The organism is Spongiimicrobium sp. 3-5 (assembly GCF_046557915.1).
Lineage (GTDB): Bacteria > Bacteroidota > Bacteroidia > Flavobacteriales > Flavobacteriaceae > JBHEBG01.
The window spans coordinates 17505-33872 of sequence record NZ_JBHEBG010000002.1 but is presented as its reverse complement, the minus strand read 5'-3'; the positions used below and the strand labels follow the sequence as shown (position 1 = coordinate 33872).

General features: G+C 35.2%; 20 protein-coding genes. All 20 read left to right on the top strand.

Translation table 11 applies throughout. From position 1 onward, the window contains the following. Positions 1–57 precede the first annotated feature (57 nt). The 20 genes from ACEQ81_RS08270 to ACEQ81_RS08175 all read left to right on the top strand — a co-directional run bounded on the left by ACEQ81_RS08270 (position 58) and on the right by ACEQ81_RS08175 (position 16311). Positions 58–750, top strand: coding sequence for a hypothetical protein (locus ACEQ81_RS08270; protein ID WP_411030407.1), 693 nt, complete (start codon positions 58–60; stop codon positions 748–750). Positions 751–816: 66 nt separating this feature from the next. Further along, on the top strand, positions 817–1263 hold the full coding sequence (locus ACEQ81_RS08265; protein ID WP_147741126.1) for a hypothetical protein: 447 nt from the start codon (positions 817–819) through the stop codon (positions 1261–1263). 58 nt (positions 1264–1321) lie between these two features. Continuing rightward, on the top strand, positions 1322–1486 hold the full coding sequence (locus ACEQ81_RS08260; RefSeq protein WP_246139857.1) for a helix-turn-helix transcriptional regulator: 165 nt from the start codon (positions 1322–1324) through the stop codon (positions 1484–1486). Beyond that, positions 1483–2190, top strand: coding sequence for a DUF4386 domain-containing protein (locus tag ACEQ81_RS08255; protein ID WP_147741128.1), 708 nt, complete (start codon positions 1483–1485; stop codon positions 2188–2190). The genes ACEQ81_RS08260 and ACEQ81_RS08255 overlap by 4 nt, the downstream gene beginning before the upstream one ends. Positions 2191–2399: 209 nt before the next feature. Continuing rightward, positions 2400–3698, top strand: a complete 1299-nt coding sequence (locus ACEQ81_RS08250; RefSeq protein WP_411030406.1) for a tetratricopeptide repeat protein — start codon at positions 2400–2402, stop codon at positions 3696–3698. A 48-nt stretch (positions 3699–3746) separates the two neighbouring features. Continuing rightward, positions 3747–4670 carry a DUF5050 domain-containing protein gene (locus tag ACEQ81_RS08245; RefSeq protein ID WP_147741130.1) on the top strand — a complete coding sequence of 308 codons (924 nt, stop codon included), beginning with the start codon at positions 3747–3749 and terminating at the stop codon, positions 4668–4670. Positions 4671–4705: 35 nt separating this feature from the next. Further along, positions 4706–5512: a nuclear transport factor 2 family protein gene (locus ACEQ81_RS08240; RefSeq protein WP_411030405.1), complete on the top strand. Its 807-nt coding sequence runs from the start codon at positions 4706–4708 to the stop codon at positions 5510–5512. 76 nt (positions 5513–5588) lie between these two features. Continuing rightward, positions 5589–6533 carry a TolB family protein gene (locus tag ACEQ81_RS08235; protein WP_411030404.1) on the top strand — a complete coding sequence of 315 codons (945 nt, stop codon included), beginning with the start codon at positions 5589–5591 and terminating at the stop codon, positions 6531–6533. A 150-nt stretch (positions 6534–6683) separates the two neighbouring features. After that, positions 6684–7685, top strand: coding sequence for a helix-turn-helix domain-containing protein (locus ACEQ81_RS08230; RefSeq protein ID WP_411030403.1), 1002 nt, complete (start codon positions 6684–6686; stop codon positions 7683–7685). Between the two features lie 126 nt (positions 7686–7811). Further along, entirely contained in the window at positions 7812–8315 is a 504-nt protein-coding gene (locus ACEQ81_RS08225; protein WP_411030402.1) for a hypothetical protein, read from the top strand. Between the two features lie 36 nt (positions 8316–8351). After that, complete coding sequence (locus ACEQ81_RS08220) at positions 8352–8951, top strand: DinB family protein (RefSeq protein WP_411030401.1); 600 nt, start codon at positions 8352–8354, stop codon at positions 8949–8951. Between the two features lie 13 nt (positions 8952–8964). Beyond that, positions 8965–9411: a hypothetical protein gene (locus ACEQ81_RS08215; RefSeq protein WP_411030400.1), complete on the top strand. Its 447-nt coding sequence runs from the start codon at positions 8965–8967 to the stop codon at positions 9409–9411. A gap of 621 nt (positions 9412–10032) precedes the next feature. Beyond that, positions 10033–10746 carry a hypothetical protein gene (locus ACEQ81_RS08210; protein WP_411030399.1) on the top strand — a complete coding sequence of 238 codons (714 nt, stop codon included), beginning with the start codon at positions 10033–10035 and terminating at the stop codon, positions 10744–10746. A gap of 146 nt (positions 10747–10892) precedes the next feature. After that, the gene (locus tag ACEQ81_RS08205) at positions 10893–11180 is read left to right on the top strand and encodes a helix-turn-helix domain-containing protein (RefSeq protein WP_411030398.1); all 288 of its coding nucleotides are present in this window, start codon (positions 10893–10895) and stop codon (positions 11178–11180) included. 275 nt (positions 11181–11455) lie between these two features. Beyond that, positions 11456–11752, top strand: coding sequence for a mobilization protein MbpA (gene mbpA, locus ACEQ81_RS08200; RefSeq protein WP_411030397.1), 297 nt, complete (start codon positions 11456–11458; stop codon positions 11750–11752). Between the two features lie 5 nt (positions 11753–11757). Then, complete coding sequence (locus ACEQ81_RS08195; RefSeq protein WP_411030396.1) at positions 11758–12618, top strand: relaxase/mobilization nuclease domain-containing protein; 861 nt, start codon at positions 11758–11760, stop codon at positions 12616–12618. 4 nt (positions 12619–12622) lie between these two features. After that, positions 12623–13078: a DUF6730 family protein gene (locus ACEQ81_RS08190; protein ID WP_411030395.1), complete on the top strand. Its 456-nt coding sequence runs from the start codon at positions 12623–12625 to the stop codon at positions 13076–13078. Positions 13079–13284: 206 nt separating this feature from the next. After that, positions 13285–15570: an AAA family ATPase gene (locus tag ACEQ81_RS08185; protein ID WP_411030394.1), complete on the top strand. Its 2286-nt coding sequence runs from the start codon at positions 13285–13287 to the stop codon at positions 15568–15570. 77 nt (positions 15571–15647) lie between these two features. Next, on the top strand, positions 15648–15944 hold the full coding sequence (locus ACEQ81_RS08180; protein WP_411030393.1) for a type II toxin-antitoxin system HigB family toxin: 297 nt from the start codon (positions 15648–15650) through the stop codon (positions 15942–15944). Between the two features lie 4 nt (positions 15945–15948). Continuing rightward, positions 15949–16311, top strand: coding sequence for a type II toxin-antitoxin system HigA family antitoxin (locus tag ACEQ81_RS08175; protein WP_185781747.1), 363 nt, complete (start codon positions 15949–15951; stop codon positions 16309–16311). Positions 16312–16368: the final 57 nt, after the last annotated feature.

Below are 16368 nucleotides of genomic sequence, written 5' to 3'. Positions count from 1 at the left end.
TGTGTAAAATATATTTAACTCCTTATATCAATCAAATAAAATCGAGTAATTAAAATCATGGAAAAAACAAAGGCGAATAAATCGAATTGGATCAAGATAATATGTTTAGCAATAATGGCTGTAACATTCTGCCCAGCGTCCATTGCTCAAGATCAGGCAACAGACAATCATGAGTGGAAACTAATTAAGAAAAAGAGGAATAAGAAGAAGGTAGAGGGTTGGAGTCTTTACAAGAGGAAAGTTTCAGGTTCTAAATTGCATGAGTTCAAAGTTGTTGGAAAGGTAAATAGTTCCATGAAAACAGCCCAAGGCACCGCAATGGAGATGTTTACCGATTCAAGTCTCTACTTCTCTAGAAAGGGGAAACCAACTGGAACCTTTAAAATTCTGGAACAAACGGAAAATGAACTTACACTCTACTCATACATGTACGGCCGTGCTTTTGTAAAAGATAGAGATGTAGTGGTAAGGTATTCATTATATGAAGATCTAATGGGGAAGGCCATGGGAGTAAAATGGCATCAGGTAGATGTAGCAGGATATGAGGCAACCGATAAGGTGGTCAGAATGCCAGTAGACATAGGAGATTGGAGATTTAAAGAAATTGATCACAATAGCTGTATGGCATCGGGTACATTTCGGTTTCATCCAGGCGGCAATCCTCCTGCGTGGATGATAAACATGATGGCTAAATGGGTAATTCCTAGTGAAATTGTGCACTTGAGGGAGTTTGTAAAATCAAAACCCTAAGAAGTGGGAGCATACATTATTAATGCATAAGTTCAACGGATACGATTCCTTTAAATAAAATCACATATGACAACACAAGAAAAACGGCCAATTATATTTTTGGTTATTGATACCATTACGTTTCTAGGTTATTATGCAATTCTATTGAATGTTTATAACAGCAAGTTGACGGATATGGGAGAACTACCCTTTTGGGGAGCATCCATACTATTATTGGTGCCCGTAATGATTCTTTCGAGAATTGTGTTGTACCTGTTCTACAGCATACTGAATTCAGTCATTACCAAAAAGAGGGAAGAAAAGTTTCTTACGGACGAATTTGGCAAACTGATAAAGCTAAGGTCTACCCGAAATTTTAACAACACTTTTATGGTATGCTTTTTAACAACGATGGGGTTTCTTGTTCTAGGAATATCCATTACAACCATGTTCAAACTACTTTTCTTTTCAATATTCGCTTCCTTTATAGTACAAAATCTATCTGAACTTTATTATACAAGAAAAGGTATTTAAAATGAAAGACACCAACATCTCCAATACCATTAGAACATTACGGTTTCTTACCAATGAAATGACCCAGCAGCAATTGGCAGAAAAGGTTGGGGTTACGAGACAAACAATAATGGCTATTGAAAAAGGAAAATATTCTCCCTCTTTGGAATTGGCTTTTAAGATTGCTGGAATTTTTAATAAGCCTCTTGAAGAGGTATTCACTTATAAAAAACAAATAGAATGACGAATATCAAATTACAAAAAAACGCATTATTTGCAGGGCTATCTTACTTGATTCTCGCCATAACAGGGCTTTATGCTCTTATGTACGCCCTGCCTCAAATAAAAATTGAAGGGGATATTGCAAAAACAATCATAAATATTAATAACAATCCATTTTTGTTTCGGATTGGAATAGTTAGCATTCTTGCTATGAACATCGTTAGTATTCTACTTGTAATCTATCTATACAGATTACTATCGAAGATCAACAAAACAATGGCATTATCCATGCTGATCTTAATGCTATTTGGTGCAGGTGTATCTGTATTAAATGAAGTTAATCATTTTGCTATGTTATTGATAAATAGCATAGATAGTTTCTCAATAGAAGAAAGCCTAAACCTAACAAATTTATTCTCTACAATTCACAATCACGGCACTCACATTGCAGTAATTTTTTGGGGATTATGGCTTTTTCCTCTTGGAGCCTTAATCTATAAATTGGATACCCGAATCTCAAAATTCCTGGGAGTTATGTTACTATTTGCAGGAGCTGGATACACGTTGGATTCAATCTTCTTGTTTGTATATCCGAACATACTGAAACCAACACTTTCAGACTATACTTCATATGGTGAAATTTTACTTATGATATGGCTTTTACTCAAGAGCAATTCCATAGAAAAGTTGGTGTTTGCCAGAATCAACATTAAAGCAAACAATTAAGAATTGAGTCAAGACGAAAATATAACCGGATAATAGTTTTTGTGCTTTTAAGGGGTGTGTAGACAAATAAAATTTGTTCAAAGAAACATGTTCTTTAAATCATTTTTCTAGTAAAACATTGAGTTTTGATAATGAGATTGCCTATAGAAAAGCGAACCGGTTTCCGACATAGTTCTCAATTTATTTTCAAACAGAAAAGCTTAAAATAAATGAAATTATTAAAATTCTTTTTAGCCCTTGGTATCTTGCTTAATTTCTCTAACTCAAATGCGCAACAAAAGGAAACGAGCAACCAGTCGATTTTAAACAAGAAACAATCAATCACATTAACCTACGCCCAACAGGATGTAATTCATTCAAAAATTCTAAATGAGGATAAAAGCATCAATATTTTTCTTCCTGAAGGCTTTCACAAATCATCCGAACGGCATACATATCCTGTTCTAATGTTGCTCGAGAACGAGTTTTTCCATATGGTTTCGGGAGTTGTGAAACATTTAAGCTCAGTAGAGAGAATGCCGGAAACTATTGTAGTTAGTCTAACCGATGGAGCACACATCCCCAAATTATATACAAACGGAAGTGATTTCTGGCCAAAAGACTGGAAACAACTGCCATTTGGCGGAAATCCAGACCCTTTTACAGCCTATCTAAAAGAAGAATTATTTCTCTATTTAAAAGAAAACTATCGTGCTAATGATTTTAGAATGGTACTAGGACTTTCCACGACATCGATATATCCATTACACGCATTTGCAAAAGAAACCGATTTATTTGATGTTTATATTGGTATTGCTTCGGGCGATATTCTTGGAATGGGTTATAAGGACGGAGAAAGTTTTATTGATGTATTTATAAGTCAATTCGAAAAGGATAAATCACCGTATAACAATAAGTATTTATACCTGACATCATCAGATTCGGATGACCGTAATGGTTCCCACAAAATTAAAGACAATTTGGAATCTTTAGAAAAACGTCTATCCTCCTATCGCTCTCCGAATTTCAAATTTATTTCTAAGACATTTCCTAATGAAGGACATTATGATTTGGCTTTACCAGCTTTACATGAAGCCCTAAACATGGTGTTTCCAAATGAAAGATGGTCAGCGAAATATAGAGATATCATAGAAAAACCGGGAACAGCAATGGAAAACTTAGATAACCATTTTCAAAAGTCTTCAACAGAATATGGTTTTAAAATACTACCAAGAGCAGAGCGCTGGAATAGTGTGAATAGATTAAGTTGGATAGGTCCAAATCTACTAAAACAGGGAAATGCTGCTGAGGCAATTGAAGTTATCGAACGTTGGGTTGAATATTCCCCAAAATCAACTTTGGCCTTAAATGAACTCGCAAAAGCCTATGAGGCAAATAAACAGTTTGACAAAGCAATTTCAGCGTTGGAAAAAATATATAAAATATCATCAAACTTAGATGAGCTTGAATGGAATGAGTATCAAACTCTAATAAATCAATGGAGAGAAAAAGTCAATAAACAAAACTGATGGCCATAAAGCTAAACTTGGTAATGAACTTTTAAAAACCAATATTCTGTGAGAACTAAAAAATTGGATCATGTAAAAATCTTATTCATTTTAACTTCCCTAATTGGCATTGCTATTTCTTGTCAGGAAAGAAGTAAATCTAAATCAACTTCCCATACAATTGCTTATGCTTCAAATGTCTCAGGTGAATCAAGTAAAAGAGAAATATATTTAACCAATATTGAAGGTACATCAAAAGTTAAAATTACAAATCCACTTAAAAGTGGTGGTGGCTATTTAGCATGGTCTCATGACGGAAAACGCATCGCTTTTTATGCAAAATACGATGACAAGAAGACATGGTCTATTCATACAATAAATAATGATGGTACAAATTGGAAGAGATTAACTCATGCAGATGGTAAATGGGATAGTTCACCTGCATGGTCACCTGATGGAAGAAAGATTGTATTTGCAAGATATTACAAAGATTCGACCGGACTAGTGAATGACGAAATCTGGGCCATGAATTCAGATGGAAGCGAACAGACTCAAATAAAACCACTAAGCGGTGGAGGCCCTTGTTTTACACCAGATGGTAGAATAGTCTTTTACTCAGAATCCAAAGATAAAAAAAGTGAGATAAGTATAGCCAATATAGATGGCAGCAACATGATTCAACTAACCAATAACGATGCTGAAGATTGGCATCCTGAGGTTTCACCAAATGGCAAGCAAATAGCTTTTGTGTCCAAAAGAGATGGTAATCAAGAAATTTATAGCATGAATATAGATGGGTCCAATCAAAAACGATTAACCTCTAGTGAAGTTGATGATTCTCATCCATCTTGGTCACCTAATGGCTCAGAACTAATTTTTCAATCAAAAATGGATGACTATTGGAGTACTTATATTATGAACAGGGATGGTTCTTCAGTAAGAAAAATTATTAATAATGGGTCATCAGCTGTATGGTTAAAGAAGCAAAAATAATAGCACCCATACATGTTTATTAAACACAGTATAACATGAAAAAAATCTATATTTTACTATTTGCATTTAATTCTATTTTAGGATTAAAATTAAGTGCCCAAACTGAGATTGAGCAAATCAATAAAACTCTCCAAAATTATATAATGGGAACGGCAAATGGAGAACCAGAATTGGTGAAAAATGCATTTCAATCGGATTTCAATTTGTATTTAATTAGCGGCGATACTTTAAGAATAATCGATGGTAAGGGTTATTTAACAAGGGTGAAAAAGGGGAAAAAATATAATCGAATTGGGAAAGTAATTTCTATTGATACTGAAAATGATGCTGCAACAGCAAAGATTGAGGTTTATTTTCCTGAAAGGAATATGGTAGCTACGGATTATCTACTCCTTCTAAAAATTAAGGAAGAATGGAGAATAATGCACAAGATTATTAACCTTAAAACACATAGGCAAAATCAGAATAAAAATCTTGACAAGCAAAATGAATTTAATCTAATCAATAAAACACTTCTTAATTATATTGAAGGTACGTCAAATGGCGAGCCCAATAGATTAAATAAAGCTTTTCATAAAGGTTTCAATCTATATTATATAAAAAATGATACCCTGAGCATTATAGATGGGGAAAAATATATTAGCAATTTCAAACTAGGCAAAAAAAACAACCGTATTGGTAAAGTACTTTCCGTGGACTATGAAGGTGATGCAGCGATAGCCAAAATAGAGGTTTTAATGCCAGATAGAGATCGAATAGCCATTGATTATATGTTGCTTTTAAAAATAAAAGGGGAGTGGAAAATAATTCATAAGTCATTTACTTCTAAAAGATATTCATGAGCAAAATAAACACAATAGATAAACTTGCAATATGACTCACATCCAATTGTTACCAAACATTATAGAAGTTTAAACAATGAACAAAGGGTATTATTTCTTATCCATACTTGGGCTAGCATTTGTTTTACATTGTTGTAAATCAATCAACTCAAATATTTCTTATTTAGATCAAGAACTACCAGATAGCAAACCTAAATTATTTGCCACATCAGTAGTTAATACAGACGCTATAGAAATTAATACTGTGTTTAATGCTTCTAACACTGAATTGTTTTTTACGCGAATTATTGATGGAAGATTTGTTCTACATCATTCCGAACTAACTGATGGTAGTTGGACAACACCTGAATCAATTGAAATGTTTTCCAACCAAGATGATGAATCAGTAGCAATTGACCCATCAATTACAGCGGATGGCAATACATTGTATTTTCTTGGAATTAGTCCTAAGGATCGTTCTGCAAATTCTAAACCAGATATCTTTAGAAGTCAAAAAGTAGGAGGTAAATGGCAAGTAGCTTCCAGAGTTGGATACCCAATATCAACAGATAACTATGCGGAATCATATCCAGTAGTTGTCGCTGATGGAAGCATCTATTTTACCTCTGACCGTCCGGGCGGTTTTGGCAAACGAGATATTTATCGCGCCCAATATTTGGGAGATGGAGAATTTGATATACCCATAAATCTTGGTTCTGAAATAAATACCAAAAAAAGCGAACGCAGCACCTATGTCTCACCCGATGAAAGTTTCTTGATTACTGGAAACACCTATACTGAAGAAAGGGGATTTGCTGTATCATTTAAAGAAAACAACAAATGGCAAACACCTATTTATTTTGATCTTGGTGAGTCGATTATCGAAGATTGGATATATTTTTGTCCGTATATGTCACCAGATAACAAGTATTTTTTCTTTTCAAAAAGATACAGTGCCCCTCCAGAGAGTGGCTGGAAGGGAGCAATCAAAGGAGAAGTCCATTGGGTAAAGGCCCATGGTATTTTTAGTCTTAAAAAATAAATAAAGGCTAACATTTATCCAAAGAAACATGTTCTTTAAGGTAACTTATATGGATAATATTGAATTTTGGGGAAACATATCAAACAAAACATTGAAACCATGATATACACCTCCAATATGATATTTAGGGGAAATCTTAATATGCTTTAAATGCTGACAACTGGCCTCATTCTTATTTTAGCATCTCTAGGCTTAGCTCAAGGTCTTTTTTTGAGCTTCTATTTGTTGACACATAAAAAGGGAAATAAGGCATCCAATATATTTTTGGCTTTGTTCTTATTAGGTTTGACAATAAGGATCGGTAAATCTGTATTGAACTATTATATCCCTCTAGAGAATTGGCAGAACAACATTGGTATTTCAGGAATTTTATTTGCTGCTCCTTCATTGTGGTTTTATGGAATTACGCTTTTCGAGAATAACAGATTATTTTCCATAAGGGATTACGTTCACTTCGTCCCTTTTATATTATTTCTTTTTTTAGTTCCCTTTGTTCCAAGAAATGGGAGATTTGAAGCTTTTTGGAACTATGGAATAATAGTTTTTCATTTTCTGGTTTATCTAAAATTATCCTGGTCTTATCTGTATAAAAATCGCATGAAAGCTTCAAAGAGTATCGTACAATGGTATCGTAACATTTTAATTGGGTCTACACTCATATGGTTCCATTATGTCGGAAATCTTTTTGATTTTACCATATACTATATTATTGGACCTATATTTTATTCTTTTTTGATCTATGCCTTCAGTTACCTATTCTTAAATCGCCATAAGTTCAACCTACAGAAGTATAGCAGCTCCAAATTAAATAGAAATCGTTCATTAGTTTTATTTCAAAAGGTCCAAGAACTCTTTGAAACCGAACATACTTTTTTAGATGAGGGTCTTACACTATACGTAGTTTCTAAAAAATTAAATGTGAAAGCCCGAGAAATTTCGCAAGTTATAAATGAAAATACCCAGCAAAATTTTTATGAATTTGTAAATCAGTATCGTATTGAAAAAGCAAAACTGTTATTAAAAGATTCAAAATACGTAAATGAAAAAATCGCTGCAATTGCCTATGATTCTGGTTTTGGCAACGTCACTTCTTTCAATGTTGCCTTTAAGAAAAAAACCGGATTAACCCCTTCTGCTTATAGAAAAAAGTAAAGACATTACTTTTCGTTAAAGGAAACATGTTTTTTACAGTATCCTAATACATTATCTCCGAATATTGATAAAACAATTTATTATGCACGTCTGGTGTGCATAGAAATAGTACAATATTCAATAATCATGAACAGAAAAAAATTTATTAGTAATTCCCTTTTAAGCGTTTCAACGGCTATTCTGACTCCAACATTAGCCTTTTCTCAATCTCAGGAAAAAGAACCGAAGCAACTCGATTTAAAGTTGGTAAAAGATTTTGTAGTTGCCGGACATAGTAATCTAGAATTGGTTAAAGAGATGCTACAGGAACACCCTAACTTAGTTTACAGTCCTTTTGATTGGGGAAATGGGGATTATGAGGAGGCCATTGAAGGCGCTGGACATTTAGGCAATAAAGAAATTGCCAATTATTTAATTTCCAAAGGGGCTAGGGTAAGTCTTTTTGTGTTGGCCATGTTAGGTAAAACAGATTTGGTAATACCTACTTTAGAAGCATATCCTGAATTGGTCTTCGCAAAAGGCCCTCATGGATTTACGTTGCTGCATCATGCCCTAATTGGGGAATCTCATGATTTAGCCGATTATCTTAAAGAAAAAGGGCTAACGGAAAGAATGATTAAAATCAGGTGATAATCCTTATCCAAGAATCATTATAATTTATATAAAATGAAAAAAGTTATTGTATTGATTTTAAGCCTAGCACTGCTAAGCTTTAGTACTTCTGAGACCGAATTAAAAAAAGCGGAAAGGGATTTTGCTATTAAAGAATTGACCAAATCACGAGACTCTTTTTTAAAGGAACTAAAGGGTTTAAGTCAAAAGCAGCTCAACTATAAAAGCAGTGAATCATCATGGTCTATTGCTGATTGCACAGAGCATATTGCAATTTTTGAAAACGAAGTGTTTGAAATACTTGAGGAGTCTTTAGCCCTTCGTGCCAATCCGGAAATGCGCAAAGGAGTACGTTTCTCTGATGAAAAAATATTGGAAATTGCTACAGATCGCACTAAAAAGAGGACAACACAAGAGGAATTCCTGCCTAAGGGAAAATATGGGGATTTTGATTCAACGCTCAAAGAGTTCGAGGAAAAGAGACAAAAACATATTAATTATGTTAAAACAACCAAGGATGACTTGAGAAATCATTTTGCAAATGTTGGAGCTACCGATGCTTATCAAGTCATCCTCTACATGTCAGGGCATACGGAACGGCATGTGCAGCAAATTAAAGAGATTAAAACAAACACAGATTTCCCAAAAAATTAAAAGAATATTTAAAATGAAAAAAGGTATTGTAATAATCATCGGTTCAATGATGACTTTCTTAATAGCGTGTAATGATAAACCTGACAATGATAAAAGTGGTAATTCATTACAGTCAGAACAAAGTGCAAATCTAACACCATTGCAAGTAGTCAGTAAAAGAATGAAACTTTACAATGAACACAACTATGACGAATTTATAAAACTGTACCATAAGGACGTAGAGGTATTTACTTATCCAAATAGATTAATGGGTACTGGGGCTGATAGATTGGGTTCAATATTTAAATCCGATTTTGAAAAAAAATCCATAACTGTTGAAATTGTAAATCAAATGACCAATGGAAGTTATGTCATCAATGATGAAATAGTTACCCAAAATGATAAAGAAACAAAGTATGTTTCTATTTATAAAGTCAAAAATGGGTTAATTGTCAATGTAAGTTTTGTTAGGGAGTTTTGAAGGTGAAAACTATTCAATCCATAATCAATTAGAATGCAGTATTTGGTAAAATTTATTCCCTAATGAGATCTTTTAAAATCTTGGATAGTAATTTAATAGGATAAAGAATAGAGTGGACTCTTCAAATATTCATTAGTTCGGTTTATGTTTTTGGTAGTCCTGTAAAACGAACATTTGTTGGGCCTTCAGATTTCCCATCTATTCGACTTCAATGAAGTTAGAATCTTAACTTCCGTGGTCAGGACTATTTTTGATTTAGTAAAAGTTAACCTAAAACCCCAAGCACCTGCGGAAGTCTGGCAAACCTTCCACTCCAATCCTCCCCTCGCGAACATGCTCCGCTGGTCAGCTAGGAAAGTCATTCCCTTCCAATTTTGCCAGACATCCTCGGAGCCGCGCGAAAGCACAAGCGGCGAAAAAGCCGCTTAACCTTTCCTCCCCCTACCCACAATAAGTTATCTTAAATTATATGAAATCTTCAACCTGTTTATTGTAGTCCTCAATATCGCACATTGAAATATCCAAGTACTAAATAATCATTTATGGTCTCTTCTATCCCAAAAACTCATCAGTATATCTATGATTCACTTCATTACTCACATAAAATAGTAACTTAGAAGTATGCCTGATTTTATTAAATACCTGCTCTTGGCATCTTTCGCATATGTTTACGTGCGATTGCTAATTCCGTACTTTGGATTCTTTGCACTTTATATGTTCAATGAATCCACACAATGGGATAAATACATTGAAAAACCAAGATTGGTCTTTTATGGTATTGGTCTCCTATTAATGCATTCGAGCTATTCTGCTATCCTCGAATATTCTGAACCATTACGAGGATTTTTCTTTTATGCAAATTGCCTAATGTTTATGGGCGGTATTACAATGAGCCAGATAACTTGGTCCAAAAGGTTTAAAAATGTCTTCATCCCAAAAATTCAAGAGAAGCTGAAAAAGAAGAATAATTTCAGCCTCTCAGCTACAAATGACCAACTGAAAGAACTGTATCGTGGACTAGTTAACTACGATATGATTATAACAGAGAAAACTGATAAAGATGATTTTATCAAAGTTTTTAAGGAGGATTGGTATACCCACAAATCTAAAATACATTTCAAACTTGATGCTCCAAGTTGCAGGGAATTCTACGAATTGTTTAAAGTTACCTTCCCGAAAAACACAATGAGCGTCATCGACTTTTTCAAAAGGTCGGACACTATCCGCAGGGAAGATGGCAAACCTTATAAATACTCTACGGTAAAAGATGCCAAATCCAGAACGCCGATTTCTAAAAAAAGTGAAGAACTCAAAACCATCTTTTCTCGCCTTTAGTTTCGTTTGCTTGCATTTTTCCTAATTCCGTGTGCATTGCATGAATTGCACACATTTCCCTTTGCTTCCTATACTAGTTTAGCACCAGAATTGTGTTAATAAGAACAAAAGCTTTTGTGCATTGTTTAATCCAAAATTAGAAATAAATGGACTATCTGGAATTAGAAGAACGGCTCGACCGTATAGAACGCTTATTGGTGGCGAATAAAGAAGTACTCACGTTTGAGGAAGCCTGTGAATACACCGGTATATCACGTAGCTACCTATACAAGTTAACCGCAGCAAGGGAAATCCCCCACTCTAAACCCAACGGCAAAATGCTGTTTTTTGAGAAGACAAAACTTAATATTTGGTTACTACAAAATCGTAGAAAATCAAAATCAGAAATTGAGAAAGAAGCGTTGGAATTCACCTTTAAAAATAGACAGGTTTAGATTAGTAAATGAATTTTAAAGTCATCATTAAATACTCTTTCTCTCCTAAATATTTAGATGATAATACATGATTAAACTTTTATGGATAGGGAGAAGGAAGAAAAATGAAAACAGTACTAATAATTACATCTGAGTGAGAATTCAAGATGTGTCATTGTCATGACAAATCTTGCTTTTGCTCCCGAAGGTCGCAAAAGAATAGGAACTGGTAATCGAGTTTTCGATGTATGATTGAGCATAAAGTATTTTGATGAATAAAGATTTTAAAACCTAAAATGAAAAGAGAGTTTGTACAATTTCGATGTTCTATTTATGAAAAGAAGCTCTTAAAAATAAAGGCAAAAAAGAGTGGGCTTTCCATAAGTGAATATTGTCGTCGTGCCGCTTTTGACCATAGGATTATTGAACGGTTTTCCGATGAACAAATCAATGTATACAAATTACTGGTTCAGTATCAGGTCAATTTTAAACGTATTGGAAATATGTACAAAAAACGGAATCCAAAATTATCAGAAGAGGTTGTGCAATTAGCGAATGAAATACGGAAACATCTTTACAATTTTAAGAAATGATAGGCATGGGGAAATCCATATCGCACACGGGTGCTTCTATGGGCTATGGATGGAATGATGAGAAAGAGGCCAAAGTTATCTATCGAGAACATTTGGCTGGCGACAACCCCAAAGAAATTACCCAAGAGTTTAAAATCATACAATCCCAAAACCAGCGATGCAAAAAGAACACCATGAGTTTTGTGCTGAGTCCCACCATAAAAGACGGACAAGAATTGAAGGACAAACAACTTACAGAAATCACACAACAGTTCATAAAAGAAATGAAATTACAAGATCGACAAGCGATCGCATTTGTGCATCGAGATAAAAGTCATTTGCACATCCATTTATATGTGAACCGTATCGGTTTTGACGGCAAGGCATACAAAGACAACTTTATAGGAAAAAGAAGCCAGCAGGCTGCAGAAAAAGTGGCACAGCAAATGGGATTGACCACAGTTCGAGAAGTGCAGCAAGAAAGATTGAATGAAATTCAAAGTGTACGGCAAGAAATAAAACAAGTTCATGAAAAGGTTCTAACCGAAATGAGACCCAACGATTTTGACCAGTACATCAAATACATGAAACAAAGAAATGTGGAAGTTATTCCAAGTATCAACAAGTCAAATCGGTTGCAGGGCTTTCGCTTTGAATACAAAGATCAAAATCTAAAGGGAAGTGAAGTACACCGCTCCATGTCAATGGCAAGAATCGCTGAGCGAATTGGTTTTGATAAAACTGCTTCCCAAAAAATAGCGAAAGACAACACCCTAGAATTACTGGGCAAGACTGTTGGTATTTCGCCCAACATCGCAGCCACAATTGCTAAAAGGATTATCAGCATGGCTATCAAGAAAACAATTGGTTTAGGAATGGAAATATAAAATTATGGCAAAATTAGATGAAATAGCAGAGTTGCTAACGGAGGAAATCAAAGGCTTCGAAAACTCGGTCAACCGAATGGAAGAATTGAAAGCCTTTTTGATGACCTATAAAGTACAAGCCGACACCTCGGATATCGACTTTATTTTAAAGCGATATAATGACCATCAAAAGAAAGCGGTTGAAGACCAACATAAACTAATGGCTAATGTGGTCTACTACATTAAAAAGTCCATCACATTTCCAAAGTGGGCGATAAAGTTGTTCTGGGGGCTGTTGATTTGCATTATTTTGGTGTTGGGCTTTTCAGTTTATAAAGTATCCCAAATTTCTACACTAAAGCAGGAAGCCTTCGAGCAAGGCGAAGAAAAAGCAGTTGCGCACTTTAGGGTTTTCTTTGAGGCTAGCCCAGAGGCAGGCGAACTCTATCAAGAATGGCGCGAACCCAAAAGCAAAAAGTAAGATGCGCCCTATCCGGTTTTTGCTTAACGTTTATCTACCGGAACACTACAAAAACCGGACAAGATCCACGCGCAAAGTTTTTGGGTAAGATTTGGGCAGGTTTCTTCTTTCTTTTTGTAAGAGAAACTTTACCTTTGAATAGCCTCACTCTTCGCTGTCCTTCTTAACCCAAGATTTATAAAATAATTCTCGTATAAAGGAAATGTATGTTACACAATATTAGCTTAATCAGAAATATTGGTAAGTTCGATTCTGTGGATGCAGGTTCGGGACTGAATCTCCAAGAACTTGCTCTAATATATGCCGAGAATGGTCGGGGTAAAACGACCTTAGCTTCTATCCTACGATCTCTTGGCAACCAAGAATCATTACCAATTACACAACGTAGGAGATTAGGAGGAAGAGGAGAACCACATGTTGTGATTACAGATAGTAATGCTAACAGGGCTGTTTTTGAAGATGGTTCTTGGAATGAAAACATTTTCAGCATTCTGGTATTTGATGACCATTTTGTAACAGATAATATCTACGCGGGAACGAATGTTGATTCTGGTCACCGTCAAAATTTGCACGAACTTATTATTGGTGCCGAGGGTGTTGCTTTAAATGCTAGTCTACAAAGTATAGTTCAAAGAATCGAACAGCATAATCAGGTTTTAAGAGAAAGAGGTGCTCGTATCACTACGCAAATGCGTTTCGGTTTTTCAGTTGATGAGTTTTGTGAACTTCAGAATTCAGACTCTATTGATGTAGAGATCCAGGAAGCAGAAAGGGCATTATCCGCGGCTAAGAAGTCAGCTGCTATTTCGCAGAGAAACGAGTTCACTCCTATTGTCATTCCAGACTTTGATATGGAAGCATTAGGCTTACTGCTTTCAAAAATTTTATCCAATGTTGAAACCACAGCGTTAGAACGAGTTCAAAACCATCTTGACGAACTCGGTGATGGTAGCGAAAGCTGGGTTGCACAGGGAGTAAATTTGACAAATGAAAGAGAACTAGATGACTGCCCATTTTGTCAGCAGGAGTTATCCGGATCTCAAATTATTACCTTGTACCAATCATTTTTTAGTCGGGAGTACCTTGCTTTAAAAGAAGAAGTCACAAGTGCTTTGGCTGATTTAATGACAACACACAGAACAGAAGTTCTAGCAGCTTTTGAGAGAAATGTAAGGAAGCTTATTGAAGATAGACAATTTTGGGCCGAATTTATTCAAATCCCAGAAGTAGCTATTGACACTGCAGTAATTACACAGTTTTGGCGAAATTCATTTGATGCTATTCAGTCACTATTAAGTTCCAAACTGGAATCTCCATTGGAGGTCATAGCTATTGGAGCAGAGGTAAGGGAAACTATCAATCAATATCATTTAAGAAGAAACGCTTTATCGGATGTCAATGCCACTTACCAAGAGGCAAATCATGAGATACGAAGAATTAAGGAAAGTTCAGCAGCATCAAATATCGCAACATTGGATGCTGACTTAAATCGTCTAAGAGCGATCAACTCTAGATATACGGATGCTGTATCAGAACTATGTAATGATTATATAACTGAAACTACACTTAAAGCTGCAACCGAAGTAGAACGAACTGAAGCTCGGCAAGCTTTGGATGACTACAGAAATAGAGTGTTTCCTCAATATCAGGAAGCCATCAACAGATATTTGGTCAGGTTTAATGCAGGTTATCGACTTGACAATGTAAGTTCTGTAAACAACCGTGGTGGTTCGAGTTGTAATTATAATGTACTTATCGAAGATATTGCAGTCCCCATTACAAGTAGCAATGATACCGAGCCATCTTTTAAAACAACCCTGAGTTCAGGAGATAGAAATGCACTTGCCTTAGCATTCTTTTTTGCTTCAATTGAAATGAACCCCTCTAGAGAAGAACTAATTGTCATAATTGATGACCCAATGACAAGTCTTGATGATCATAGGACTTTGACCACAATCCAACAAATAAGAGAACTTGTACCCACAGTAGAACAGGTAATTGTATTATCACACTCAAAACCTTTTCTATGTAATTTATGGACTGCAACGCAGAACATGCCGCCATCAACGATGAAAATTATTCGTTCAGGGTCTTCTTCAACCCTTTCAAATTGGGACGTACGAGCCGATAGCATTACAGAACACGATCACAACTACGCTCTTGTTACTGATTTTATTGAGAATGGCAATGATGAGAATAAACGTCAAGTTGCAGTTGCTTTACGGCCTATGCTGGAAGCATTTGTTCGTGTAACCTGTCCAAATATGTTTCCTCCTGGCTCACTTCTTGGCCCTTTTATTGGCATGTGTCAACAAAGAGAAAACACGTCGAATCAGATATTTCCCGAGCAAAAACGTATAGAGCTTCGCTCTTTATTGGATTACGCAAATCAGTTTCATCATGATACAAATCCCGCATGGCAGACCCAAATAATAAATGACCAGGAACTTCTAGACCATGCCAGAAGGACTATTTCCTTTATAAATCTTTAAATAATATAAAATGTAATTAAATTATCAAATATGTAATTTTTAGTGTATCTTTACGTTCTAAATAAACATCCTATCAAGTGCATGTCATTTCATTTAAAAAGCTAAGGGAGTATTTTTCGAAAGAAACCAATGCTAAAGTTGCTTTGCAAGATTGGTATAAAAAAGCGAATAAAGCTGAATGGGATAGTTTTGGCGATTTAAAGAATACTTTCAATTCAGCTGACAGCGTTGGAAATGGCAGGTTCGTTTTTAACATCAAGGGAAATCATTACCGAGTTGTTGCCATAGTACGATTTAAGTTTAAGAAAGTATTGATTCGATGGGTAGGCAATCACCGGGATTACGACAGAATAAAGAATATAGATAAGTTATAAAATTATGGGAAAATTAATAACACATGCAGCATATGTAAAAGCGAATCTTCGCTTAGAAGAGTTGATAGATGTCGTGGATGATAATACCCCAACTGATGACCCTTTAGCAAAAGAATTTCTTGAGATTACCGATATTATTGAGCAGTATGAAGAAATACATTTCCCTATCGGTTTACCAACCTTACAGGAAATGATTGAGCTACGTATGTTCGAGATGGGTCTGAAACGAAAAGATTTAGCAGCACTATTAGATACAAGTGCTTCAAGAATCAGCGATTATTTAAACGGAAAAAGGGAAATCACTTTGAATGTTGCCAAAGCTTTGCATCAAAAATTGAATATCGATAGCGATATTATTCTTCAATAAAAACAGCATGGAAAGCATCAACCTAACAAAAGAAAGCAAAAGTGTTCACCTATTTTC